The sequence below is a fragment of the Streptosporangium subroseum genome, assembly GCF_900188345.1.
Classification (GTDB): domain Bacteria; phylum Actinomycetota; class Actinomycetes; order Streptosporangiales; family Streptosporangiaceae; genus Streptosporangium; species Streptosporangium subroseum.
Genome location: NZ_FZOD01000025.1, coordinates 47,512 through 71,962, shown reverse-complemented (window position 1 = coordinate 71,962; position 24,451 = coordinate 47,512). Strand labels below are relative to the sequence as shown.

The following is a 24,451-nucleotide window of genomic DNA, read 5'->3' as shown; positions in this document are numbered from 1 at the left end:
AGCCGCGCTGGTGCGGTCACGGTGAGTATGAAGAAGCACTGTGAAGGGAAGCGCCATGCGACCTGATATCACTTTGACCGGGCACGAGCCCATCGCCACCTTCCATACCTACGCCGAGGCCCAGCGGGCCGTGGACCAGCTGTCGGACCAGCGGTTCCCGGTCGAGCACACGATGATCGTCGGAGTGGACCTCCGGCTCATCGAGCAGGTGCTCGGACGGCTGACCCCTCTGCGCGCGGCGGGGATGGGCGCGGCGTCGGGTGCCTGGTTCGGTCTGCTGATCGGCCTGTTCTTTGCGATCTTCGCGAGAGGTTTTCCGATCGTCCTGCCCCTGTGGGGTCTGATCTGGGGCGCGATAGCAGGAGCGATCTTCGGGCTGATCGCCCACGCGTTCAGCGGCGGGAAGCGGGACTTCCTCTCCTCCAGTTCCCTGGTCGCCGATCGTTACGAGGTTCTGGTCACGGCCGATCACGCGGCCGAGGCGCGCAAGCTGCTCGACGCCGGCATGCCTCAGGTGCAGCGGGAGAGCTCCGTCAATCCGGGAGACCTCGCCTGACGGGGCCTCCGCGAAGGGAAGGGTCTCCGGCGGGGGACGGGGGTGCGGGCAGTCCCGCACCCCCGGAGCCGGGGGTTGGGTTTGCCGTTCGCCGCAATCAGATCAAGAGGCTCACACGGATGGGCCGGCGCGGAAGGGTCAGCGCATCGAGGAGGCCAAAATGGCTAAAGCAGTTGGAATCGACCTGGGCACCACCAACTCGGTCATCGCCGCGATGGAAGGCGACAAACCCACGGTGATTCCCAACACCGAGGGGTCGCGCACGACACCGTCGGTCGTGGCGTTCACCGAGCAGGGAGAGCGGCTGGTGGGGCAGCTGGCCCGCCGCCAGGCGATCCTCAATCCCAAGGGAACGATCTATTCGGCCAAGCGCTTCATCGGCCGCCGCTATGACGAGGTCACCAGCGAGATGAACGCCGTGTCGTTCGACGTGGTCTCGGGGCCCGACGGGGCCGTCCGCTTCAAGATCCACGAAAAGTTGTACGCGCCCGAGGAGATCGCCGCCGCGGTCCTGCGCAAGCTCGTGGACGACGCTTCGAAGTTCCTCGGCGAGAAGGTCACCGAGGCCGTCATCACCGTGCCCGCCTACTTCAACGACTCCCAGCGCCAGGCGACCAAGGACGCGGGGAAGATCGCGGGTCTGGAGGTGCTGCGGATCATCAACGAGCCGACCGCGGCGGCCCTCGCCTACGGCCTGGACCGCAAGGAGAACGAGACCGTGCTCGTCTTCGACCTGGGCGGCGGGACCTTCGATGTCAGTGTCCTCACCGTCGGTGAGGGCGTCGTCGAGGTGCTCGCGACCGCGGGCGACGCCCACCTGGGCGGGGACGACTTCGACCGGCGCATCGTCGACAATCTCGCCGACGAGTTCCAGCGGGACAACGGCATCGACCTGCGCGGCGACCCCCAGGCCCTGCAGAGGCTGTTCGAGGCGGCGGAGAAGGCCAAGGTCGAGCTGTCCTCGGTCACCCAGACGCAGATCAGCCTGCCCTTCATCACCGCGGACGCCTCGGGGCCCAAGCACCTGAACACCACGCTCAGGCGGGCGACGTTCGAGGAGATCACCGCCGATCTCGTCGAGCGCTGCAAGGGTCCGGTCCAGCAGGCCATGTCCGACGCCAAGCTCACCGCCGACGACATCGACGAGGTGATCCTGGTGGGCGGCTCGACCAGGATGCCCGCCGTACAGAACCTGGTGCGCCGCATGACGGGCGGAAAGGACCCGAACATGACGGTCAACCCGGACGAGGTCGTGGCGCTGGGCGCCGCGGTGCAGGCGGCCGTCATCAAGGGCGAGGTGAAGGACGTCGTCCTGCTCGACGTGACACCGCTCTCGCTGGGCATCGAGACACTCGGCGGGATCATGACCAAGGTCATCGAGCGGAACACCACGATTCCGGCCCGCCGCTCCGAGGTGTTCAGCACCGCGGAGGACAACCAGACCGCCGTGGACGTCGTGGTGCTGCAGGGCGAGCGCGAGCGCGCCGCCGACAACCGGGTCCTCGGCCGATTCCGGCTGGAGAACATCAGGCCGGCGCCGCGCGGCGTACCCCAGATCGAAGTGACCTTCGACATCGACGCCAACGGGATCCTGAACGTCTCCGCCAAGGACAAGGACACCGGCGCCGAGCAGCGCATCACCATCACCGAGAGCTCGACCCTGGACCAGAGCGAGATCGAGCGGATGGTCGCCGACGCCGAGCGGCACCGCGACGAGGACCAGCGGCTGCGGCAGATGGTCGACGCGCGCAACGAGCTCGACAGCGCCGCCTACCAGGTGGAACGGCGTCTGGCGGAGCTGGGGGACGCGGTGCCCGTCCACGAGAAGGCGCGGGCCGAGATGCTGGTGACCGACGCCCGTGAGGCGATCAAGCAGGAGGCCCCGCTCGACCGGCTCCGGTCTCTCACGACCGACCTGCAGCAGGTCTACCAGAGCCTCGGAACGTCGGCCTCCGGCCCCTCGGGCGGTCCCGGCCAACCGGAAAGCGCTCAGGGCGCTCAGGGCGCTCAGGGCGCTCAGGGCGGGAACGACGACGATGTCATCGACGCGGAGTTCACGACCAATGAATGAGCCATCCGAACGGAAGGGAACCGAGCGCACCGAACGCGCCGTCTCTGACCAGAGCACCGCGCCGGACCAGAGGGCTGGGCCGGACGAGAGCACCGCGCCGGGCGTGGCAGAGCTCCAGGCGCGGATCGAGGAGCTCCAGGCACAGGTCGCCGACTTGGAGGACCGCTGGCGGCGTGCTCTGGCAGACCTGGACAATCTCCGCAAACGCGTCGTCCGGGACGTCGAGCGGGTGCGGGCCGACGAACGCGCGCGGGCGGCCGCCGAATGGCTGCCCGTGCTGGACAACCTGGAACGCGCCCTGGAACACGCGGAGACCGATCCCGCGTCGATCGTCGAGGGGCTGAAGGCGATCCGGGACCAGGCCCAGGACGTGCTCGCCCGTCTCGGCTTCGCCCGCCGTGACGACACCGGAGCGACGTTCGACCCGGCCAGGCACGAGGCGGTGGCCGTACTCGCGCAGGAGGACGCGCCCGACGGGACCGTCCTGCACGTGCTGCGGCCCGCCTACGGAGACGGCGAACAGCAGCTGCGACCCGCGCTGGTCGTGGTGGCCAAGGGGGAATGATGCCCCCCCGCCGTGACTTCTACGAGATCCTCGGGGTGCCGAGAGGCGCGAGCCAGGACGAGATCCAGCGCGCCTACCGGAAGCTGGCGCGCGACAACCACCCCGACGTCAACAAGGACCCGGCCGCCGAGGACCGGTTCAAGGAGGCCTCGGAGGCGTACAGCGTCCTGTCGGATCCGGCCACCCGGCGCCGCTATGACGCGTTCGGCGCCGATTTCCGCCAGGTGCCCGACGACGTGGACCCGGAGACCTGGGCGCGTGCCCGAGGCCGCGGAGCCAGGCAGGGCAGGGCGGGCCAGGCCGGGACCGGGGGCTTCGGCGGCTTCGGCCAGGACGTCGACCTCGACGACCTCCTCGGCGGTATCTTCACCGGCCGAGGGGGCCGGGCGGGCCGCGGCTGGGGGCCGATCCCCGGCGCCGACCAGGAAGCCGAGATCGAGCTGACCGTGGAGGAGGCCTACCACGGCGGCCGGCGTTCGATCACCCTGGGCGACTCGCGCAGGCTGGACGTCGAGATTCCCGCGGGCGTGACCGACGGGCAGCGCATCAGGCTGGCCGGGCAGGGAGGCAGGGGCGGTGACGGGGCTCCCGCCGGGGACCTCTACCTGATCGTCAGGATCGCGCCGCATCCCCGCTACCGGGTCGAGGGCCGCGACATCTACGTCCATCTCCCCGTCACCCCGTGGGAGGCGGCGCTCGGGGCGCCCGTCGTGGTCGAGACCCCGGGGGGCGAGGCCAAGGTCAAGGTGCCCGCGGGCACGTCCAGCGGGCGGCGGCTGCGGCTGCGCGGCAGGGGGATGCCGGGCGCCCGAGGCAAGCCGGGCGACCTGTATGCCGAGGTGCGGATCATGGTTCCGCCACAGCTGTCGGAGGAGGAGCGGCGCCTGTTCGAGCAGCTCGCCGCGGTCTCGACATTCGATCCGAGGAGGCGGTGATGACCTACTCCCTCACCAGGCCCGACCGTCTGAACCTGGAGGCGTTCGCCAGGGCCACCGGGACGCATCCGGAGCTGGTGCGCCGCCTCGTCGTCCTCGGCGTGCTCGAAGCGCAGCATGACGCCGCCGGCCGCCTCTGGTTCCCGGCACCTGAGCTGCAGGTCATGGCGCGGGTCCAGCGCCTGCGCGCGGGGTTCTCCCTCAACTACGCCGCCCTCGGCCTCGTGGTGCATCTGCTGGACCGTATCGCCGAACTGGAGGCCGCCCTGCGCGACCGTTCCCGACTCACAGGAGGCTCTTCGTGGACCTGAACCAGCTGACGCAGAAGTCGCAGGAGGCGCTGCACGACGCCCAGACCAAGGCGCTTCGCTTCGGCCACACCGAGATCGACGGTGAGCATCTGCTGCTGGCGTTGATCGACCAGCCGGAGGGGCTGATCCCCCGGCTGATGCTCGCCGCCGACGCCGACCCCAACCGGCTCAGGGAGGAGCTGGAGGCCGAGCTGAACCGCAGGCCCCGGGTCAGCGGGCCCGGGGTCGAACCCGGCCAGGTCTACGTGACGCAGAGGCTGTCACGCCTGCTGGAGGCGGCCAAGCGCGAGGCCGACCGGCTCAAGGACGAGTATGTCTCGGTCGAGCATCTGCTCATCGCCCTGATCGAGGAGGGGAGCGAGACCGCCGCCGGACGGCTGCTGCACGAGGCGGGCCTGAGCAGGGACACCTTCCTCAAGGCGCTCACCTCGATCCGGGGTAACCAGCGGGTGACGTCGGCGATGCCCGAGGTCGCCTACGAGGCGCTGGAGAAGTACGGGCGCGACCTGGTGGCCGACGCGGTGGCGGGCAAGCTCGACCCGGTCATCGGCCGCGATGCCGAGATCCGCCGCGTCATACAGATCCTGTCCCGCAAGACCAAGAACAACCCCGTCCTGGTCGGCGATCCCGGAGTGGGCAAGACCGCCATCGTGGAGGGCCTCGCCCAGCGGATCGGCAACGGGGACGTGCCCGAGGGGCTCAAGGGCAAGACGGTCTTCAGCCTTGACATGGGCTCGCTCGTGGCCGGCGCCAAATACCGGGGTGAGTTCGAGGAACGGCTGAAGGCGGTGCTCAACGAGGTCAAGGCGGCTGAGGGGCGGATCCTGCTCTTCGTCGACGAGATGCACACGGTGGTGGGCGCCGGCGCGGCGGAGGGCGCCATGGACGCGGGCAACATGCTCAAGCCCATGCTCGCCCGCGGTGAGCTGCACATGATCGGGGCGACGACCCTCGGGGAGTATCGCAAGCACATCGAGAAGGACGCCGCCCTGGAGCGCCGCTTCCAGCCGGTGATGATCGACGAGCCCTCGGTCGAGGACGCCGTTTCGATCCTGCGGGGCCTGCGCGAGCGGCTGGAGGTCTTCCACGGGGTGAAGATCCAGGACAGCGCCCTGGTGGCCGCCGTCGTGCTGAGCCACCGCTACATCTCCGACAGATTCCTTCCCGACAAGGCCATCGACCTGGTGGACGAGGCCTGCGCGATGCTCCGTACGGAGATCGACTCCATGCCCGCCGAGCTCGACGAGCTCACCCGCCGGGTGATGCGGCTGGAGATCGAGGAGACCGCGCTCGCCAAGGAGGAGGACGCCGCGAGCGGGGCCCGCCTGGAGGAGCTGCGCAGGGAGCTCTCCGACCTGCGCGCCGAGGCCGATGCCATGCGCGCGCAGTGGGAGGCCGAACGGCAGGCGCTGCGCACGGTCCAGGCCCTGCGCGTGGAGATCGAGCAGGTGCGGGCCGAGGCCGAGCGGGCCGAGCGCGACTACGACCTCAACCGCGCGGCCGAGCTGCGGCACGGCAGGCTGCCCGAGCTCGAACGGCGACTGCAGACCGAGGAGGAACGCCTGCTCAGCAAGCAGGGCGTCGCACGCCTGCTGCGCGAGGTCGTCACCGACGACGAGATCTCGATGATCGTCTCCAGATGGACGGGCATCCCGGTGAGCCGCCTGCAGGAGGGGGAGCGGGAGAAGCTGCTGCGCCTCGACGAGATCCTGCACGAGCGGGTGGTCGGCCAGGACGAGGCGGTGCAGCTGGTGGCCGACGCGGTCATCCGGGCCCGTTCCGGCATCAAGGACCCGCGCCGCCCGATCGGATCGTTCATCTTCCTGGGTCCGACGGGGGTCGGCAAGACCGAGCTGGCCAGGGCCCTCGCGGAGGCGCTGTTCGACACCGAGGACAACATGGTCCGCATCGACATGAGCGAATACCAGGAGCGGCACACCGTCAGCCGCCTCGTCGGCGCGCCTCCGGGCTACGTCGGGTACGAGGAGGGCGGCCAGCTGACCGAGGCCGTACGGCGCAAGCCCTACTCCGTCGTGCTGTTCGACGAGGTGGAGAAGGCGCACTCCGACGTCTTCAACACGCTGCTGCAGGTGCTGGACGACGGGCGGCTCACCGACGCGCAAGGCAGGACCGTCGACTTCCGCAACACCGTCCTGATCATGACCTCCAACATCGGCTCCGTGTACCTCCTCGAAGGCGTCACGCCGGGCGGCGAGATCAAGCAGGACGCCAAGCAGCAGGTCATGGCGGAGCTGCGCTCCCGCTTCCGTCCGGAGTTCCTCAACCGGGTGGACGACATCGTGATCTTCAAGCCGCTCACCCCCGACGAGATCGAGCGCATCGTCGGCCTCATGCTCGGTGAGCTGCGCGCCCGGCTCGACCAGCGGGGGATCCGGCTGGAGATCACCGAGGACGCGCTCAGGTACATCGCCGAGCAGGGGTATGACCCCGTGTACGGCGCCCGCCCGCTGCGCCGGTTCATCGCCAGGGAGGTCGAGACCCGCATCGGACGTGCGCTGATCACCGGGGAGGCCCAGGAGGGCGCCGTGATCCGGGTCGGCCTCGCCGAGGGAGAGCTCGTCGTCACCTACGAATGAGGAGGACCGGCCATGTCATCGCGCATCGTGCAGTGCGGGAACTGCGGGAAGAAGAACCGCGTGCCCGCGATCGCGGCGGGCGTTCCGCACTGCGGCTCCTGCCATCGGTCGCTGCCGTGGATCGCCGAGGCCGGTGACGACGACTTCGCCGAGGTGGTCGAAGGCTCGACGACCCCGGTGATCGTCGACTTCTGGGCGACGTGGTGCGGGCCCTGCCGGATGGTCAGCCCCGCCCTCGACCAGGTGGCCCAGGACTTCGCCGGCAGGGTGAAGCTCGTCAAGGTGGACATCGACCGGGCGCCGAAGCTCTCCGACCGCTTCACGATCCGCGCCGTGCCGTACCTGATGGTCGTGAGCGGTGGGCGCGTCGTGGCCGAGCGGGCGGGCGCCGCGCCGGTCGCCGAACTGCGCACCTGGGTGGAGGGCGCGCTCGCCTCGGCGGGTGCGGCGACAGGAGGGGAGGGTGGTTGAGATGGACGCGTTCACGGAGACGCCCGACCATCATGGGGCATTTCCTCGGTTGAGCGACGGGCAGATCGACAGGCTCGCACCCTACGGAACCCGCCGGCCCACCCGGGTGGGCGACGTCCTGATCCGGCAGGGCGAGGTCTGCCCGGAATTCTTCGTCATCCTGACGGGGAAGGTGGCCGGCGTCGACGACGAGCAGGTCACCTGGGTGCACGGGCCCGGACGCTTCCTCGGTGAGCTGGGACTGCTCACGGGCCTGAAGTCGTTCTTGACGTCGGTCGTCTGCGAGGCGGGCGAGGTCCTGGCGGTTCCGACCTGGCGCCTGCGGGAGATCGTCGCCCATGACTGCGAGCTGGGGGACCTGATCCTGCGGGCCTACATGGTCCGCCGCTCGTTGCTGATCGTCCAGGGGAGTGGGCTGAGGATCATCGGCTCCCGCTACTCGCCCGGCACCCGGAGGTTGCGCGAGTTCGCCGCCAGAAACCGGTTGCCGCACCGGTGGATCGATCTGGAGGAGGACGAGGACGCGGAGGCGCTGATCCGGAACCTCGGCATCACGTCGGATCAGACCCCGATCGTGATCGTGGGCGGGACCCGGGTTCTGCGCAATCCCGGCAACGCCGAGCTGGCGCGCGCCGTCGGCCTGCCCGCACCGGCCATGCCGGAGAGCGTCGTCGATCTTGTCATCGTGGGAGCGGGCCCGGCGGGCCTGGCGGCCGCGGTGTACGGGGCGTCGGAGGGTCTGAGCACGGTGGTGCTCGACGCGGTCGCGCTCGGCGGCCAGGCGGGCACCTCCTCGTGCATCGAGAACTATCTCGGTTTCCCCACGGGCATCTCCGGCGCCGAGCTCACCGAGCGGGCCGTCATCCAGGCCAGGAAGTTCGGCGCGTCCCTCGGCGTCCCGGCCGAGGCCGCCTCACTGGAGCAGCGGGACGGCCACTACATCATCGGTCTCGGCGAGGGGCGGCCGGTCCACGGCCGCACGGTGATCATCGCCACCGGAGCGCGCTACCGCAAGCTCGATGTGCCGAACCTGGAGGACTTCGAGGGCAACGGCGTGTACTACGCCGCGACCCTGGCCGAGACCGAGTTTTGCAAGGGCGGCCCGGTCGTGGTGGTGGGCGGCGGGAACTCGGCCGGCCAGGCGACGATCTTCCTGTCCGAGCACGCCTCCTCGGTGCGCCTGCTCATCCGCGAGGAGAGCCTCGGGCAGAACATGTCGCACTATCTCACCGACCGGATCGAGAACAACCCCCGGGTGGAGGTGATGCTCCACACCGAGGTGCGCAAACTCGTCGGCACCGATGGCCTGGAGGCCGTCGTCGCCGAGGACAACCAGACCGGGGCGCGGACGCGTCTGCACACCCGGGCGATGTTCGTGCTCATCGGCGCCGATCCGTGCACGAACTGGCTCGCCCCCTCCCTCGCCCTCGACGACAAGGGATTCGTCCTCACCGGTTTCGACGACAGCCTGCCCCTGGAGACCAGCCTGCCGGGCGTCTTCGCGGTGGGCGACGTCAGAAGCCAGTCGGTCAAGCGGGTCGCCTCGGCCGTGGGTGAGGGCGCGATGGCGGTCCGGCTGGTGCACGAGCACGTCGCACGCGTGGTGCCTCAGCCGGTCGGATGAACGCTCTCCTCTCCGGAGCGCCTGGCCAGCTCGACCCGCGAGCGGATGTTCAGCTTGCGGAAGACCTGGCGCAGGTGGAAGGCGACGGTGTGCTCGCTGATGAACATCTGCTCGGCGGTCTGCCGGTTCGTCAGCCCCTGGGCGACCAGATCGCAGACCGCGTGCTCGGTACCGGTCAGGCTGGCCCATCCCGACACGGGGTGATCGGTCCTGACCCAGTGACGGCGGCGCTCGCCCAGCGCCCGCAGCCTGCCCCGCACCCGTGCCGCGTCACGGGTGGCCTCCGCGGTCCCGTAACAGGTGAGCGCGTCGTTGAGACTGTCGACGGCCAGATCGCGGGAGCCGCCGTCCGCGCTGAACAGCACGCCGAGATCCTCCGCCGCCGAGGCCCTGGCCCACGGGTCGGTGTGTTCGGCCGCGGCCCGGCTCAGCGCGTCGGGGTCATGGTCGCGCAGCCCCCGCGCGTGGCAGGCGGCCACCGAGGGGCCGGACAGGGAGGGATTACGCCAGGCGATGCCCTCGGCCGCGTCGACGACGGCGTCGGCCCGCCGCGGGTCGCCGGTCGCCATCGCCACCCGTACCAGCCACGCCGCGGCGGCGGGATCGCCGGTCAGCGCGCCGGTGTGCCTGGGCAGCGCGTCGTAGATGAGGCCGAGCGAGCCCATCGCGGCCGCGGCTCCGCCGAGCGCCTCGCTGATCCGCCCGGCCATCAGCTCCGAGTGGAGCCGCGTGCACGGCGGCACGCCCCGCGCCGACCTGGCCGGATCCCTCTCCAGGTATCTGGCGGCGCCGGGAAGATCGCCCGCTCGCAGTGACGCCGTGCCGAGCACCGAGACGGCCGAGGAGACGAGGGCCGGGGCATCCAGGACACTCGCGGCGGCCAGGCCGGCCTCGGCCTGCTCGATCGCGCTGCCCGGCCGCCCCGCGGCGAGGGCCAGACGGGCGCGGAGGACGGAGATCTCGGCGGCCCACAGGGACTGTCCCTCCCCCTCCTCCGCCTCGGCGCTCGCCGTCATCGCCTCCGCCTCGTCGAGCAGCCAGAGGTCGGTCAGCATCCTCGCCAGGACGGTCCGGGGCCGTGGATGGCACCCGCCTGCCGGGAGTTCCACGGCTTCGCGGGCCAGGTCAAGGCCGCGGGAGAGCCTGCCCTCGTCCCAGGCGAGCAGCGACAGGGCCACCAGCGCCTCGGCCGTGGCATCGTCGGTGTGCCGGTACACGGGGGCCGGACGGGTGGGCGGGTTGCGCTCGATCTGGTGGTGCAACGCCTGCCGTACCGGCACGGGCACCTTCTCGACGACCGACCGCCACAGCAGCTCGTGCCGGAACTCCAGCTCGTCGGAGGTGGCGACGAGCACGCCCGCCGCCAGCGCCTCCCGGAGCGCGGGAAGCAGCGCGACCGGAGTCTCGCCGAGCAGTTCGGCCGCGTACGTCGGCGAGAACGAGCGCCCGAGCACCGCGGTGGCCTCCAGCAGGTGCCGGGTCTTGGTGTCGAGCTCGTCCAGGCGTCGCCGTACGGCGGTGTGGACGCGCCGGGGCAGCGCGGCCCCGGTCGGCCGGGCGACGCCGCCTTCGACGCGGACGTGGTCCTCCTCGTGTAGCCCCCTGAGGAGTTCGGCGAGAAGGAGCGGATTGCCGCCGGCCTGGGCGGCCAGCACGGCCAGCTCCTCCCCGGCGGGCACACCCAGCGCGTCGGCGGACATCTCGGCCACCGCGTCGTCGTCGAGCGGTTGCAGGAGGATCCGGACGGCCCCCTCCTCTTCCAGCAGGTCGAACAGCCGGTCGGCGTCGTCGTGGCCCGAGGCGGTACGGCGGGCCAGGAGCCAGGCCACGGGACGGGACGCCAGTCGCGAGGGCAGGGTTCGCAGGGCCATGAGCGTGGCCGGATCGGCCCACTGGAGATCGTCCAGGGTGACGAGCAGCGGTCCGGAGCCGGTTCTCTCCTCCAGCGAGGTCTGAACCTGTTCGGCCAGCCACAGCAGCAGACCGGACCCCTCGGGAAAGGGGAAGGCGTGCCTGGCGACGGTGATGGGCGCCGGTGACTCCTCCAGGGCGGACAGCAGCGGTCCCAGCGGCATCAGCCGTCCCAGCTGGTCGGCCCGTCCGGTGGCCACCGCGACTCCTCGCGCGGACGCGACGCTCGCGGCTTCGAGGAGAAGAAGACTTTTCCCTATCCCCGGCTCGCCCTCGACGAGCATGACGTTCTGGCTCACGCCCGCGACGGTTCTCAGCAGTTTGAGGACCGCCGACCACTCACGCCTCCGGCCGCGCATCGCCCTGTCCCGGATCTGAGGTCATGGCCAAGCTTCCTCCTCGGTGATCCTAGGTGTCACGTTCCCGGAAGATGAAGCGGTGCACGGAATAACCCCGCACCTCAGAGCTATTTTCCCTGGGTTTGGCCTGGGCGGCCTGATCATGGCGCCGGGTTTGCCGTACCGGGACCGTCCTTTCGGCGAACGGCTCACGGGCACCCGGTGCCGGTGGCGCGCACCGACGATCATGATGTGGAGCCGGGCCGTCGCCGCGTCACCGAGCGGCAGGCCCGCCAGGTCCTGGCGGCGCCGCGGGCACGGATGCCGGAGGCGCCGCCGGTGACGACGGCCTGGCGCGGGCGACGCGTTCAGCGCGTGTTTCCCGGAGCGTGCTCCAACAGGTGCTCCACTCGTGACAGGGTCTCGCGAACGTTGGCCTCCGCCGTCGCCTCCCGGGCCTGCTCCACCGACAGCCACCGCAGCGGTGCGGAGGCGTTCTCCGGCCGCACCGCCTGCGGTGTGCGGGTCTGCAGGACGAAGCGCAGGTCGGCGTGCTCGTGTGAGGGTTCGTGCCCTCCTGCGGCGACCGGCACGATCACCAGATGGATCATGGAGGAATCCGGCCAGGGGGTGAGATCAGAAAGCCCGGTCTCCTCCTCGCTCTCGCGCAACAGGACGCGCAGGGGGTCGGTCTCCCCCGGGTCGGCGTGCCCGCCGACCTGCAGCCAGGCCTGCTGGCGGGCGTGCCAGCGCAACAGCACCCGGCGCGTGGCCCGGTGGACGATCGTCGCCGACACCGTCACGTGCAGAGGTGTCGACCGGCTCCACGGGTCGTCGCCCGCGGCCAGCAGCGCCCGCACCCGGTCCAGATCGGCGGCCTCCACCGCCGAGGACGGCCGATACCGCGTCAACATCTCGGCCAGCAGGCCCACCTCGGCCACCTCGGCGCTCGTCACCAGACCCCCCAAGTCCTTGCATCCCGTATCCGAAAAAGCCGCCGCCGACGGCCCGGCCAACACTTCCACAGCCCCGGACGCCCGGGCAATCCGATTACCTTCCGCCCGCGCACGCTTCTCGCCGGAGCGCGCCGGCCCCGCGTGACCGGCAGCCGGATCCCTGCCTCGGCCGACGCCCCGCGTCGTCGGCGCCGCGATCCCGGGCCGGAGCGTCGGCGATGGATCTCATGTTCCGATCACCACCTTGCCGACATGACGCTTGGCGGCGAAGTGCGTGTAGGCGTCCTTCGCTTCGTCGAACGGGAACACGCTGCCGATGACCGGACGCACCATGTGGTGGGAGATCGCCCGGTTCATCGCCTCGAAGCTCGCGCGGCTGCCGACGTAGAGCCGGCGGATGGTGGTGGGCGCACCCAGCGCCGGCGCGTCGAGGGCGCCGGCCCCGAGGGCGGCGACCAACGCGACGTGCGCGTCGGCTCCGCAACTGGCCAGCGATCTGGGCAGCGTGTCGAGCCCACCGGTCTCGACCACGTGGTCGACGCCGCGACCGTCCGTCGCGTCGCGCACCGCGCGCTCCCAGTCGGGAGACCGGGAGGAGTTCACGACCACGCTCGCGCCGTGTCGCTTGAGCAACTCGGCTTTCGAGTCGTTCGAGGTGACCGCGATGACGCGCGCGCCGAACAGCGTGGCGAACTGTAGCGCGAACAGCGCCACACCCCCGGAACCGATCGTGAGCACGGTCTCCGATGGCAGCACCGGCCGGAGGCCCGTGAGCGCGGACCAGGCCATTACCCCGGCACAGGGCAGCGTCGACGCCTCCTCGTACGAGAGGTGCGCCGGGATCGTGACCAGCGCCTCCTGGTCGGCGACCGTGAACTCGGCCAGCATGCCGTCGCGGGTGCAGCCGAACTGCTCGGCCACCATCTCGACGGCGAAGCGGCCGTCCCGCCAGCGCGGGAAATAGGTGGCGGCGACACGGTCGCCGACGGCGACGCGGGTCACCCCCTCGCCGACGGCCACGACCTCGCCGGCGCCGTCGCTCACCGGCACGACTCCGGCCGTGCCCGGGACCGGATACCGCCTGTGCATGATGAGCAGATCCCGGTAGTTCAGCGACCGGGCGTGAATCCGTACAACGGCCTCGCCAGGGCCGGGCTGCGGCACCTCACGCTCTCGAAGGACGAGACCGTCGAGGCTTTCGAACCGGTCGAGCTGATAGGCCCGCATCGTGTCCTCTTTCTGTTCGTTGGAAGTCCGGGTCACCGGCGCTTGATGACGAGAGACCGCATCGCCTGGCCGAAGCGGACGTCGTCGTCCATGCGTCACACCCTGCAGGCGGCCGGTGAATAGCGGCAATTCCTCACGGGGAATGGTCCGGCGCGGATGGCGGGCGCCACGCCCCATGGGCATGGCTCCGCGAGTCGTGAACGTCCGTCAGACCTCGTCGCCGTCAAGGTGCGGGCCGCCGGATCGGGCCGCGTCCGCCACGCTGATCCGGTTGTCGTACACGGCCTGGAGGGCACTCAGGTCGGTGTGAGCGTGGCGCCGGGTTGCGCGGGAGCCGTCCCGCGGCTGATCCGATCGGGGCTCGGCACTTCGGGGCGGAGCCGGTCGGCGGGTGTCCGAGCCGGTCAGCGCTCGATGAGCGTGACCTCCAGGGAGTAGTGCGAGGCCCGGTAGACGTGTGAGCCGTGCTCCACGGCCCTGCCCTGGTCGTCGTAGGTGGTGCGGAGCAGGGTGAGCAGCGGCGCGCCGCGCCGCTCGTCGAGCAGCCTGGCCTCGGCCGCGGTGGCCGCGCGCGCTCCGATGCGCTGGTTCGCCACGCGCATTCGCACCCCGGCCGCGCGCAGCAGCTCGTAGAGCCCGCGTTCCGAGAGGTTCTCGGCGGTCAGCGGGGCGAGGCCGAGGGGAAGCCAGTTGTGCAGCAGCGCCAGCGGCTCGCCGGAGGCGTAGCGGATCCGCTCCAGGCGCAGCATCTCCGTGCCGATCGTGACCCCGAGGATCGCGGCGACGTCCTCCTGGACCGGCGCGCGCTCCAGGGACAGCACCCGGGTGGCCGGCTCCTGACCGGCCCTGCGCAGGTCGTCGTAGAGGCTGGTGAGCTCCACCGAGCGCTTGACCTGGCCGTGCACCACCTGGGTGCCGACGCCTCGCTTGCGCACCAGCAGGCCCTTGTCGACGAGATACTGGATCGCCTGGCGCACGGTCGGCCGGGACAGGCCGAGCCGGTCGGCGAGCAGGATCTCGTTGTCGAGCCGGGAGCCGGGGGTCAGGTCGCCACGCCGGATGGCCTCGGAGATCTGCTCCGCCACCTGGAAGTACAGGGGGATCGGGCTGGACCGGTCGAGGTCGATGGCGAGCTTCGCTGTCATTCGCCCTCCCGGTACATACGCTCCGTGATCAGGCTAGCGGACATCAGAATGTCATGACAAATAGCCGCTTCTGCTTACGGCGACACGCCCAAGTGGGCGGAGCCCGCCCGCGGCAGTAGGGTCGTTTCATGCGATGTGGCCGGAGGCGGTCGAGCGTGGCCTGCCGGGGGTGGGCAGCGGGTATAACCGGGAGAGTGACGCCGTGCGACGCGGCGAGTATCCTGGGTATCAGAATTACCCATTGATCCTGTAGGAAATGCGGGTAAGGTAATGGTCTCGCCACACGAAGGAGCCGCCATGAGCCCGGAACCGGGGGCCGAGAACCCGCTGGCCACCGCGGTCGGGGCCGCGCGCTGGATCCGGTCGGCGGCCGTGGACGACGAGCGCGGCCGGCACTGGCGAGCCAACCCCGACCCGCGAGGCCGGGCCGCCATGCCCGACCATCCGCTGTCTCTGTACTCCGGGGCGGCGGGGATCGTCCTGTTCTTCCTCGAGCTCGCCGCCGCCACCGGAGACGAGAGCTATCTCGTCGACGCGAGGGCCGGAGCCCGATACCTGGCCGCCACCTGGCGCGAGCAGGCCGATCTCTCCCTCCACCACGGCCTGGCCGGAGTGATGTTCGTGCTCGCCGAGGCCGGATGGGCCACCGGCGACGACTCCTTCGAGATCGAGGCCGGGGCCGTCGCCGACCAGATCGTGCGCAGCGCGCGCCCGATCGACGGAGGCCTGGGCTGGACCGGCGATCCCGCCCAGCGTGGCGACGGCGGGATCATTCTCGGTCTCCTGCACGCCGGGGGCATCCTGGGGGTGCCCGCCTACCAGGAGATCGCCGTCGAGGCCGGCGCCCGTATCGCCACGCTCGTCGTGCCCGGCCACCGCTTCGGCGAGGGCGCCTGCGCGGACCTGCCGCTGGACGCCGTCACGCCGGGCTTCCTGTCCGGCACGGCCGGCACCGCCTTCCTGCTCGCCCGCCTGTACGGCGTGACCGGGGAGAGCCACTTCCTGAGCGCCGCCAGGAGAGGGGCCGACTTCGTCCGGGCGATCAGCACCGTGACCGAACGGTGCGCGATGATCCCGCACCACATTCCCCAGGGTCGTGACCTGCACTATCTGGGCTTTTGCTCGGGCTCCGCCGGGGTCGCGCGGATGTTCTACGAGCTGCACCGGGTGGCGGGCGACGCCGCCGACTTCGACTGGGTCGAGCGGCTGGCCAGGGGGATCGCCGTCAGCGGTGTTCCCGCCCGCCAGACGAACGGCTACTGGAACGCGGCCTGCCAGTGCTGCGGCGCGGCCGGGCTGCTGGAGCTGTTCGTCGGCCTCTGGGCGGCGACCGGCAGCCAGACGCATCTGGAGCTCGCCCAGGCGCTGGGGGCGAATTTGATCGGACGCGCCGCCGGCCACGATGAGCAGGGGTCCCGCTGGTACCAGGCCTACCGGCGGCTGCGGCCCTGGGAGGTCACCGCCGACACCGGCTACATGGTCGGCGCGGCCGGGATCGGGGCCGCGCTCCTCCACCTGGACGCCACCACGCGCCCGGCGGAGGCACGGCGGCTCATCCTGCCGCCCGACAACCCCTTTCCGGCCATCCCCGTGCCCAGCGCGACGCTCCGCCGTTCCTGAGGATCGTGCGACCATGCCGCGGGAGAGCAGAGATCACCCTCACAGGGGACATAGGGGACGCGGGGGGCACAGTGTAACCGCCGTCGATTCCCGCTTCGAGGCACCCCTCACCAGGGGGTACCGTCAAACATCGGGTCCTTCCCCGGGCTCGGCCCCCCGCACCTGCCCCTCGCCATCAAATTCGGCGTGCCGGATCGTGCCACTCCTCCTCAAGGATGGGCGGCGGCCGCCGACGACCCTCGTGCGGAGGCCCTGAGGCGATCAGCCCTAATCGATCGTCAAAGGGTGACCAAACTCGTGACCATGATTGGTGATTCTCTGTGAGTGATGCGCAAGCTTTGCCTACCGTCGGTGCCGTGACTATCGAGGATTTCCTTCCCGACCCCGAGCGTTCGGTGGTCGCGATCGAGCCGGCCGAGTCGGCCGCAGGCCACTGGGCGGGTGCCCCGAGCGCGGTGGCGAGCGACGGGATGATCTATCTCGCGTATCGGCTGCGCCGGCCCATCGGCGAGGGACGCGGTTATGCCGTCGTCGTCGCCCGGTCCTCCGACGGCGTGCGGTTCGAGACCCTGGTCACGATCGGCAGGCAGGAGATGGACACCGAGTCGCTGGAGCGGCCCACCCTGATCCGTACTCCGGAGGGCCGCTGGCGGCTCTATCTGAGCTGCGCCACCTACGGCACCAAGCACTGGCGCGTGGAGGTGCTGGAGGCCGACGACCCGTCCGGTTTCCACCCCGGGCACCGCCAGACCGTGCTGCCCGGCGACCCGAAGACGGGCGTCAAGGACCCGGTGATCGTACGGCAGGGCGGCATGTGGCACCTGTGGGCCTCCTGCCATCCGCTGGCCGAGCCCGATGAGGCCGACCAGATGGTGAGCGACTACGCCACCAGCGCCGACGGGCTCGAATGGATCTGGCAGGGCACGGCGCTCAGCGGCCGTCCCGGCCTCTGGGACGCCCGGGGCGCGCGGATCGCCGCGGTCCGCTTTCTGGACGGGCAGGTGCTGGCCTTCTACGACGGCCGAGCCACCGCGGCGGAGAACTACGAGGAGAAGACCGGCGTGGCCGTCGGAGTCGACCCGGCCGTGCTGACCCCGGTCGGCGTCGTGCCCGCCGCCGCCTCACCGCACGCGGGTGGCGGCCTGCGCTACCTGGACATCGTGGACCTGCCGGAGGGCGGGCGGCGGCTCTACTACGAGTACACCCGCGCCGACGGGGCGCACGATCTCCGTACCGAGCTGCGCTGACGGGCACCCCGCGTCACGTCTGCGGGCGGCCGTTCCGGGCCTGGCGCTGGCCGGCGGGGCGGACGCCCACCAGGCCGCCGGACCGCTCGCGGGGACGCAGCCAGTCGCTGAAGTCCTCGCCGGTCACCTTCTGCAGCAGTGCCACGTCCTCGGCGAAGTAGCCGATCAGCTGCTCCCGCTGATCCCAGGTCAGCGGCTGGCGGGAGCGCGCCCGCTGTTGCAGCCGTTGCTCCAGCGGATCGGTCAGCGCCCCGCTCACTCGCGCCGGCAGGAACCGGCCGACCGCCGATCCGACGCGCAGCGCCCTGGACAGCACGCGGTGCCCGCGTGTCGGCTCCGGGTGCGCGGTCACGTTCTCACGGGGAACCTCGGTGATGACGCCGGTCTCGACCCCGAGGAAGCGGCAGATCCGGTCCAGGGTCTCGGCGGGCCGGTCCACCAGGTCCCGATAGCGGTAGACCAGAACCTGCTCGCGGGGGAACAGGGTGAACAGGTGCGCCAGCTGCTCGCCGTACCTGCCGAGCCCGCGGTAGTGCCAGAACGGCGCCCAGCCCGCCTCGATCCGCCGTTGCTCCTCCTCGCAGGCCCGCAGGATGTCGCCGATCGGCTCCAGCCCGGCAGACCACAGGTGCGTCCAGTTGGAGTGGGCCCGCTCCACCGGGTCACGCAGCACCACGATGAGCCTGGCGTCGGGGATCGCTGCGCGGATGCGCCGCTGCGCGGCCAGGTCGTAGAGGTAGAGCGGGGTGGATTCGCCGGTCAGCGTGCCCGGCGGGGCGGCGTCGAAAAGGGCCTCGTAGTCCTCTCGCCGCCAGATGTGCTCGCGGTATGTCTGGACGTCGCCGGGACCGCCGCGGGTCGGGGGCGGGCCGTCGGTCAGGAAGAACTTCGGTTCCTTCACCGGCGACAGGAAGAGCCCCGGATGCCGGGCCAGCGCCGCGTGCAGTGCGGTGGTCCCAGACTTCGGGGTACCAATCGTGAGGAAATCCGGCATGGGCATCTTATTACCCCTAATTCCTACTGATATTATGGTAAATATAATCTTTTTTGGGGTGAAGGCAAGGGGCCGGCGGCAGAGAGAATCGCCGCATGGCGGGGGATCCGCTGACCGTGGGGAGAGCTTGAGTCGTCGGCGTCGACGCTCAGGTCGTGGAAGCCGGCTACCTCGTTTCAGTTGACGGACGTGACATTGGTGTCCTTCCGGGGAGCCGTAGCCGCAAGGGTGACGTCATCGTCAGAAACCAGGATACCTTCATCGCATTTCGCGTCCGGTTGCACGTCGGGCGGCATTGCTCTACCCACCTCGGCGCCATCAATGCGTACATCCGGAGATTCCGTCAATGCGCCTGGCCGGGGATGTCGTTAATGCGCCCGCCCGGAGATGACACCGCATTTATAAGTCTTAATGTCACGACAAATTATTGACATGCAGGTAATGCGTTGGTTACAAACCAGGGGCGGGGGGATCCGGCGAGGCAACGCACGGAGGTTACCGATGAAGTGGACAACAGGGCTGGTCGTGGCGGCCATGATGGGGTTCTCCGCTCTGACCGGCTGCTCGAGCGGCTCAGGCGGGCAGGACGGCAGAGCGTCGGCGGGTGCGGCGACGGCCCCGGCCCCGGCGGCCGGGGGCGGCACCTTCGCCGTCATCACTCACGCGGGCTCGGGAGACGCCTTCTGGGACGTGGTCAAGAACGGCGCTGAGGCCGCCGGCAGGCAGTACGGGGTCACGGTGAGTTACCAGGGTGACGGGGATCCCGCCCGGCAGTCCCAGCTCATCGACCAGGCCGTGAGCCAGAAGGTCGACGGCATCGTGGTCTCCATGGCCAACCCGGACGCGCTGAAGGAGGCGGTCGGAAAGGCCGTCGCCGCCAAGATCCCGGTGATCACCATCAACTCCGGCGGTGACAGGTCCCGCGAGTTCGGCGCGATCACCCACGTCGGGCAGTCCGAGGACGTGGCGGGGCGCGGCGCGGGGGAGAAGCTCAAGGCCGAGGGGGTCACCAAGTTGCTCTGTGTGATCCACGAGGCCGGGAACGTGGGCCTCGACCAGCGGTGCAACGGTGCGACCGAAGGACTGGGCGCCGCGGTCGAGCGGCTCCAGGTGGACGTGGGCAACCTCGCCGACGCCACCTCCAAGATCAAGGCCAGGCTCCAGTCGGACACCTCCGTCAACGGCGTGCTCACCCTCAACCCGGCCGTGGCGGTGGCCGCCCGTGACGCGATCGCCGACGGCGGCTCCAAGGCCAAGCTCGGTACCTTCGACCTGTCGGCCGACGTGGTCACCGCCATCAAGGACGACGAGATCCTGTTCGCGGTGGACCAGCAGCAGTATCTCCAGGGCTGGCTGCCGATCACCTTCCTGACCCTCTACAAGAACAACCTCAACACCGTCGGCGGCGGCCTGCCGGTCAACACCGGACCCGGTTTTGTCACCAAGGACAACGCCGAGCAGGTCGCCAAGCTGGCTGAGAGCGGCACGCGGTGACGGTGGCGGACGAGCGGCTCGTCCGGACCGGGGTGGCCCGGCGGCTGCTGATCCGGCCGGAGCTCGGCGCGGTGGTCGGCGCGGTCGCGGTCTTCGGGTTCTTCGCGAGCCAGTCGGCCACGTTCCGTTCGATCGAGGGCGTGGCCAACTGGCTGGACCCGGCCTCCACACTCGGGATCATGGCGGTGGCGATCGCGCTGCTGATGATCGGCGGGGAGTTCGACCTGTCGGCCGGGGTGCTCACCGGCACCACCGGCCTCATCATGGTCATCCTCGCCACCCGGTACGGCCTTCCGATCTGGGCGGCGATGCTCGTCGCCCTCGTCGTCGCCCTGCTGATCGGGTTCGTGAACGGGCTGATCGTGGTCCGCACCAAGCTGCCGAGCTTCATCGTCACGCTCGGCACGTTCCTGATGCTCCAGGGCGTCAACCTGGGCGTCACCAAGGCTCTCACCGGGACCGTGCAGGTCAGCGGTCTGCGCAAGGCCGAGGGGTACGAGGAGGCGCGGGCCCTGCTCGCCGGGACGATCCCGGTCGGCGGGACCGACTTCCGGGTGGCCATCCTGTGGTGGATAGGCGTCACCGCCCTGGCCACCTGGGTGCTCACCCGGACCAGGGCCGGAAACTGGATCTTCGCGGTGGGCGGCGACGACCAGGCGGCCCGCGCCGTCGGGGTTCCCGCCGAACGGACGAAGATCGCACTGTTCATGACCACCGCCGTGGCCGCCTGGCTGGTCGGCTCGATCATGGCGCTGCGCTTCACCTCGGTGCAGGCCAACTCCGGCATCGGCCAGGAGTTCATCTACATCATCGCGGCGGTGATCGGCGGCTGCCTGCTGACCGGCGGGTACGGCTCCGCGATCGGGGCGGCCCTCGGCGCCGTGATCTTCGGCATGGCGGACAAGGGCATCGTCTTCGCCGGCTGGGACGCCGACTGGTTCAAGTTCTTCCTGGGCGCGATGCTGCTGCTGGCCACCCTCGCCAACCGGTTCGTCCGCCGCTACGCGGAGGAGGTGAGACATTGACCGCGATCGATGAGAAGACCCCGGCGGGCGCCGCCTCCGCCCTGCTGGAGGTCCGTGCCGCGGGAAAGACGTTCGGCGGTGTGATTGCGCTGAGGGACGTCTCGATGCGGGTGTGCGCCGGGGAGGTGACCTGCGTTCTCGGCGACAACGGAGCGGGCAAGTCCACGCTGATCAAGATCCTCTCGGGCATGCACGCCCCCGACTCCGGTGAGTATCTCGTGGACGGCGTCCCCGCCGCCTTCACCAGCCCCCGGGACGCCCTCGACCGGGGCATCGCCACCCTCTACCAGGATCTGGCGATGATCCCGCTGATGTCGGTCTGGCGGAACTTCTTCCTCGGCTCCGAGCCGAGGCTCGGCTGGGGTCCGTTCCGCCGCTTCGACGTGGCCAGGGCCAAACACGTGGTCCGCGAGGAGCTCCGCTCCATGGGCATCGACATCCGCGACGTCGACCAGCCCGTGGGCACCCTGTCCGGCGGTGAGCGCCAGTCGGTGGCCATCGCCCGCGCGGTCCATTTCGGCGCTCGCGTGCTCATCCTGGACGAGCCCACCTCCGCCCTGGGCGTCAAGCAGGCCGGAGTCGTCCTGCGTTACATCGCCCAGGCCCGTGACCGGGGCCTGGGCGTCGTCTTCATCACCCACAACCCGCACCACGCCTACCCGATCGGTGACCGGTTCCTGCTGCTCAACCGGGGTGCCAGCCTCGGTGAGTACGGCAAGGCGGACATCACCCGCGAGGAGCTGACCTCGCTGATGGCGGGTGGAGCCGAGCTGGAGCAGCTCGCCCACGAGCTGAGCCGGGGAGATCCCGCCGGCTGAAAAGATAGATCCTCGCAATGATTCGCAACATTATGCAATTGGGGGCAAAGGCTGGCGTACCGTCATCAAAAGATATTGACCTGCCGATGACGAGGTGATGGCAGATGGCGACCTCCACAGCCCGAATCAACGAGGCCAAAGGCATCCTCGCCGCACGGCTACGTGCGATCCGCGCCGACGCCGGCCTGACCGGCCGAGCGCTGGCCAGCAAGACCGGTATGGACCACACGAAGATTTCCAAGATCGAGAATGCCGTCCAGATGCCGAACCAGGCAGACATCAAGATGTGGTGCGGGGCGTGCGAGGCCGAGGAGCAGGTGGTTGATCTCATCGCGGCCGCACAGAACATCGAGGCCATGTACACCGAGTGGCGTCGGCTGGAGGAGACCGGACTCCGCCACGTGCAGTCGTCGTTCCTGCCGCTGTACGAGAAGACCCGTCAGTTCCGCGTCTGGCAGCACTCGGCCGTCCCCGGCCTGATCCAGACGCCGGACTACGTGCGCGCGCACCTGCGGGCCATCATCGACTTCCGGGGTATCCCCGACGACATCGACGCCGCGGTGACCGCCCGGCTGAAGCAGCAGGAGATCCTGCGGAGCGGTGGCAAGCGGTTCGCGTTCATCATCGGCGAGCAGGCCCTCCGCACCCCGGTGGTCGAGCCGGGGCCGATGACCGTCCAGCTGGGCCGGCTCGCCGAGCTGACGTCCGGTGTCGCCAATGTCAGCTTCGGCATCGTCCCCTCGGCCTCGCGGCCGCTGATCATGCCGCCGGAGAACTTCTGGATCTACGACGACGACCGCGTCCGCGTCGACACCGTACCCGGTCAGATCCAGCACAAGGCGCCCAGCGACATCGCCGTGTATGAAAAGGCGTTCGAGACGTTGAGCGGTGCCGCCGTATACGGCGAAGATGCTCGTAATCTGCTGGAAACCGCTGCCAACAAATTCCACGCAACATGACGCAACACTGTTGAGAGGGGCGTTATCTGGTATTTAGCGTAATTTGTGTGCCCCCCCACTTTTTCCATAACGGTCCCTCCCGAGACGAGATCATTCGAGTCGCCGAAGCGCTGCAGGGTGAGCTGGCCCTGCGGAACATCCCGGCGGACGTGCACGAGGTCATCCAGGGCCAGGCGCTGGTCTCCGTGTACTACGGGCTCGTGGCCCACACGAACGGCCGGTTCATCTGGTGGATCAGCCCGGAACCCAGTCGCGGCGGCGGCCTGCTGCGCACCTACGCCAGGAGTCCGGCGAGGGCCGCCGCCAGGCTCGCGATCCACCACGAAGTCGTGCAGTCCCGCCCTTTGGCCGAATTGACCGAGCTGCCCCACAGCCGGTCACCCGCGGACCTCGTCGTGGCCCGGCATGCGCTCCGAGTATGACGCCGCGAAGATCGAAGCCGCCGCCCAGGTACAGGCCGGCGCGTACGGATGGTTGGTGATGTGGAGACAGTGGCGGCGCTGTTTCACCGCCTGGGAATGCCGCGACCCTCAGCAGGTCCGGATCATCGAGGCCCCCACAGTCGCCGAGCTGTGCGACCGCATGCAAGAAGTCGAACTGGAGCTCTGGCAGGCTTCCCCTTCCCTGCCCGCGTCATGGTCGCTTCCGTGTGACCTGCCGCTGAGGTCTGCCAGGTAAAACGCCGTGGCCCCGGGACAGATCATCGATCTCCGGGGGACGCACTCAAGGGAGACGTAACGTCTCCCGGGGCCATGGCCACCAACCTCGAGGTCACGTCGAACACCGCGCAGAGATGGCGGCCGGGGCCTGACGGAAGAAACGGCGAGGCCCCCGCCGGGGAAGAGGCGGGGGCCTATCGCGCCATTACGGGGCCCGGTCCCTCTCACCGAGACCGGACACCGCAAACGTGAGACGCCACACAGTGCATAAAGGTTGACAAGTGCGCCAAAACGGGCAGTTGGTGTGTTCCGATTGGCGCGGGGCTACAGGCAGCTCTTGTAGGCGACCCGGGAGCTGTTGTACGAGCAGGAGTCGATGAGCTTGCCGGACGCGTTCCTCACGTACGCCGTGTCCGCGGTCTGGTTCCAGATGTACGCGAACGTCCCCCCGCTCCTGCCCCAGTAGCGGATGGCGGAGGTGTCCGTACCCTTGCCGGTCCGCACGGTGACCGTCTTCCCCGCGCCGAGGGTGAACGCGCCGAACGTGTAGACGTGATCCGCCGCGGACGTCTTGTCGCGAAGGGTCCAGCCCTTGAGGCTGACCGCTTTCCGGGTGGTGTTCTTGATCTGCGCGTACTCGCCGTTCAGGCTGCTGTTCGCGCCGTTGTCCGGTGACCCGGGCGAGTCGTAGTAGACCTTCACGAGCTGGATCGCCGGAAGCGCGGCGGCCTGCGCCGGCACAACGGGGACGAGCACCACGGCCAGAGCGGCAGCCGACAGGGCCAGGGGGAGAACACGCACCTTTGAATCCTCAAGCTGGAAGAGATGGGGCGGTGGTGAGACGGCTGGCCCACGGTGCAGGTTGGCCATGAGCGTCGTTTTGCCAGCACACCGTGACATAACGGCGCCTCCACCCAATCGAGGGTGA

The 24,451-nt window shown here is 69.9% G+C and carries 22 protein-coding genes; 16 read left to right on the top strand and 6 right to left on the bottom strand.

Annotated elements, in window-relative coordinates; genetic code table 11:
* Positions 1–55 precede the first annotated feature (55 nt).
* The 8 genes from CHC08_RS24185 (at position 56) to CHC08_RS24150 (ending at position 9,130) form a co-directional block, all read left to right on the top strand.
* Complete coding sequence (locus tag CHC08_RS24185) at positions 56–556, top strand: YflT domain-containing protein (protein WP_089209653.1); 501 nt, start codon at positions 56–58, stop codon at positions 554–556.
* 160 nt (positions 557–716) lie between these two features.
* The gene (gene dnaK, locus CHC08_RS24180; protein ID WP_089209652.1) at positions 717–2,627 is read left to right on the top strand and encodes a molecular chaperone DnaK; all 1,911 of its coding nucleotides are present in this window, start codon (positions 717–719) and stop codon (positions 2,625–2,627) included.
* Entirely contained in the window at positions 2,620–3,192 is a 573-nt protein-coding gene (locus CHC08_RS24175) for a nucleotide exchange factor GrpE (protein ID WP_089209651.1), read from the top strand. The genes dnaK and CHC08_RS24175 overlap by 8 nt, the downstream gene beginning before the upstream one ends.
* Positions 3,189–4,127: a DnaJ C-terminal domain-containing protein gene (locus CHC08_RS24170; protein WP_245878523.1), complete on the top strand. Its 939-nt coding sequence runs from the start codon at positions 3,189–3,191 to the stop codon at positions 4,125–4,127. Before CHC08_RS24175 ends, CHC08_RS24170 begins: the two co-directional genes overlap by 4 nt.
* On the top strand, positions 4,127–4,438 hold the full coding sequence (locus CHC08_RS24165) for a chaperone modulator CbpM (RefSeq protein WP_089209649.1): 312 nt from the start codon (positions 4,127–4,129) through the stop codon (positions 4,436–4,438). Before CHC08_RS24170 ends, CHC08_RS24165 begins: the two co-directional genes overlap by 1 nt.
* Positions 4,429–7,035, top strand: coding sequence for an ATP-dependent chaperone ClpB (clpB, locus tag CHC08_RS24160; RefSeq protein ID WP_089209648.1), 2,607 nt, complete (start codon positions 4,429–4,431; stop codon positions 7,033–7,035). Before CHC08_RS24165 ends, clpB begins: the two co-directional genes overlap by 10 nt.
* Before the next feature lie 12 nt (positions 7,036–7,047).
* The gene (gene trxA / locus CHC08_RS24155) at positions 7,048–7,506 is read left to right on the top strand and encodes a thioredoxin (protein WP_089209647.1); all 459 of its coding nucleotides are present in this window, start codon (positions 7,048–7,050) and stop codon (positions 7,504–7,506) included.
* A gap of 1 nt (position 7,507) precedes the next feature.
* Complete coding sequence (locus CHC08_RS24150) at positions 7,508–9,130, top strand: FAD-dependent oxidoreductase (RefSeq protein ID WP_089209646.1); 1,623 nt, start codon at positions 7,508–7,510, stop codon at positions 9,128–9,130.
* Here CHC08_RS24150 and CHC08_RS24145 read toward each other — a convergent pair.
* From CHC08_RS24145 to CHC08_RS24130, 4 genes are all read right to left on the bottom strand, one after another.
* Positions 9,115–11,400: a helix-turn-helix transcriptional regulator gene (locus tag CHC08_RS24145; RefSeq protein ID WP_089209645.1), complete on the bottom strand. Its 2,286-nt coding sequence runs from the start codon at positions 11,398–11,400 to the stop codon at positions 9,115–9,117. The genes CHC08_RS24150 and CHC08_RS24145 overlap by 16 nt on opposite strands.
* A 347-nt stretch (positions 11,401–11,747) precedes the next feature.
* Positions 11,748–12,335, bottom strand: coding sequence for an NUDIX hydrolase (locus CHC08_RS24140; protein WP_218825442.1), 588 nt, complete (start codon positions 12,333–12,335; stop codon positions 11,748–11,750).
* Between the two features lie 225 nt (positions 12,336–12,560).
* Entirely contained in the window at positions 12,561–13,562 is a 1,002-nt protein-coding gene (locus tag CHC08_RS24135; protein ID WP_089209644.1) for a zinc-dependent alcohol dehydrogenase family protein, read from the bottom strand.
* Positions 13,563–13,966: 404 nt separating this feature from the next.
* Entirely contained in the window at positions 13,967–14,707 is a 741-nt protein-coding gene (locus tag CHC08_RS24130) for a GntR family transcriptional regulator (RefSeq protein ID WP_089209643.1), read from the bottom strand.
* Between the two features lie 297 nt (positions 14,708–15,004).
* On the opposite strand from CHC08_RS24130, the gene CHC08_RS24125 reads away from it, so the two are divergent.
* Both CHC08_RS24125 and CHC08_RS24120 read left to right on the top strand, forming a co-directional pair.
* Complete coding sequence (locus CHC08_RS24125; RefSeq protein WP_089209642.1) at positions 15,005–16,327, top strand: lanthionine synthetase LanC family protein; 1,323 nt, start codon at positions 15,005–15,007, stop codon at positions 16,325–16,327.
* Between the two features lie 356 nt (positions 16,328–16,683).
* Positions 16,684–17,574, top strand: coding sequence for a glycoside hydrolase family protein (locus CHC08_RS24120; RefSeq protein ID WP_245878521.1), 891 nt, complete (start codon positions 16,684–16,686; stop codon positions 17,572–17,574).
* Positions 17,575–17,587: 13 nt separating this feature from the next.
* Here the strand turns inward: CHC08_RS24120 and CHC08_RS24115 are convergent, their stop codons facing one another.
* Positions 17,588–18,568, bottom strand: a complete 981-nt coding sequence (locus CHC08_RS24115; protein WP_245878520.1) for a sulfotransferase family protein — start codon at positions 18,566–18,568, stop codon at positions 17,588–17,590.
* A 501-nt stretch (positions 18,569–19,069) separates the two neighbouring features.
* On the opposite strand from CHC08_RS24115, the gene CHC08_RS24110 reads away from it, so the two are divergent.
* The 6 genes from CHC08_RS24110 (at position 19,070) to CHC08_RS24085 (ending at position 23,542) form a co-directional block, all read left to right on the top strand.
* Positions 19,070–20,062: a sugar ABC transporter substrate-binding protein gene (locus CHC08_RS24110; RefSeq protein WP_089209640.1), complete on the top strand. Its 993-nt coding sequence runs from the start codon at positions 19,070–19,072 to the stop codon at positions 20,060–20,062.
* The gene (locus tag CHC08_RS24105; protein ID WP_089209639.1) at positions 20,059–21,087 is read left to right on the top strand and encodes an ABC transporter permease; all 1,029 of its coding nucleotides are present in this window, start codon (positions 20,059–20,061) and stop codon (positions 21,085–21,087) included. Before CHC08_RS24110 ends, CHC08_RS24105 begins: the two co-directional genes overlap by 4 nt.
* A complete protein-coding gene (locus tag CHC08_RS24100) occupies positions 21,084–21,905 on the top strand; it encodes an ATP-binding cassette domain-containing protein (protein WP_245878519.1) in 822 nt (273 codons plus the stop codon). Before CHC08_RS24105 ends, CHC08_RS24100 begins: the two co-directional genes overlap by 4 nt.
* A gap of 104 nt (positions 21,906–22,009) precedes the next feature.
* On the top strand, positions 22,010–22,864 hold the full coding sequence (locus tag CHC08_RS24095) for a helix-turn-helix domain-containing protein (protein WP_089209638.1): 855 nt from the start codon (positions 22,010–22,012) through the stop codon (positions 22,862–22,864).
* Between the two features lie 47 nt (positions 22,865–22,911).
* Positions 22,912–23,286 (top strand): hypothetical protein, encoded by a 375-nt coding sequence (locus CHC08_RS24090; RefSeq protein ID WP_089209637.1) that lies wholly within the window; start codon positions 22,912–22,914, stop codon positions 23,284–23,286.
* A complete protein-coding gene (locus tag CHC08_RS24085; RefSeq protein ID WP_089209636.1) occupies positions 23,270–23,542 on the top strand; it encodes a hypothetical protein in 273 nt (90 codons plus the stop codon). Before CHC08_RS24090 ends, CHC08_RS24085 begins: the two co-directional genes overlap by 17 nt.
* A gap of 305 nt (positions 23,543–23,847) precedes the next feature.
* Here the strand turns inward: CHC08_RS24085 and CHC08_RS24080 are convergent, their stop codons facing one another.
* Positions 23,848–24,324, bottom strand: a complete 477-nt coding sequence (locus CHC08_RS24080) for a lamin tail domain-containing protein (protein WP_089209635.1) — start codon at positions 24,322–24,324, stop codon at positions 23,848–23,850.
* Between the last annotated feature and the right edge of the window lie 127 nt (positions 24,325–24,451).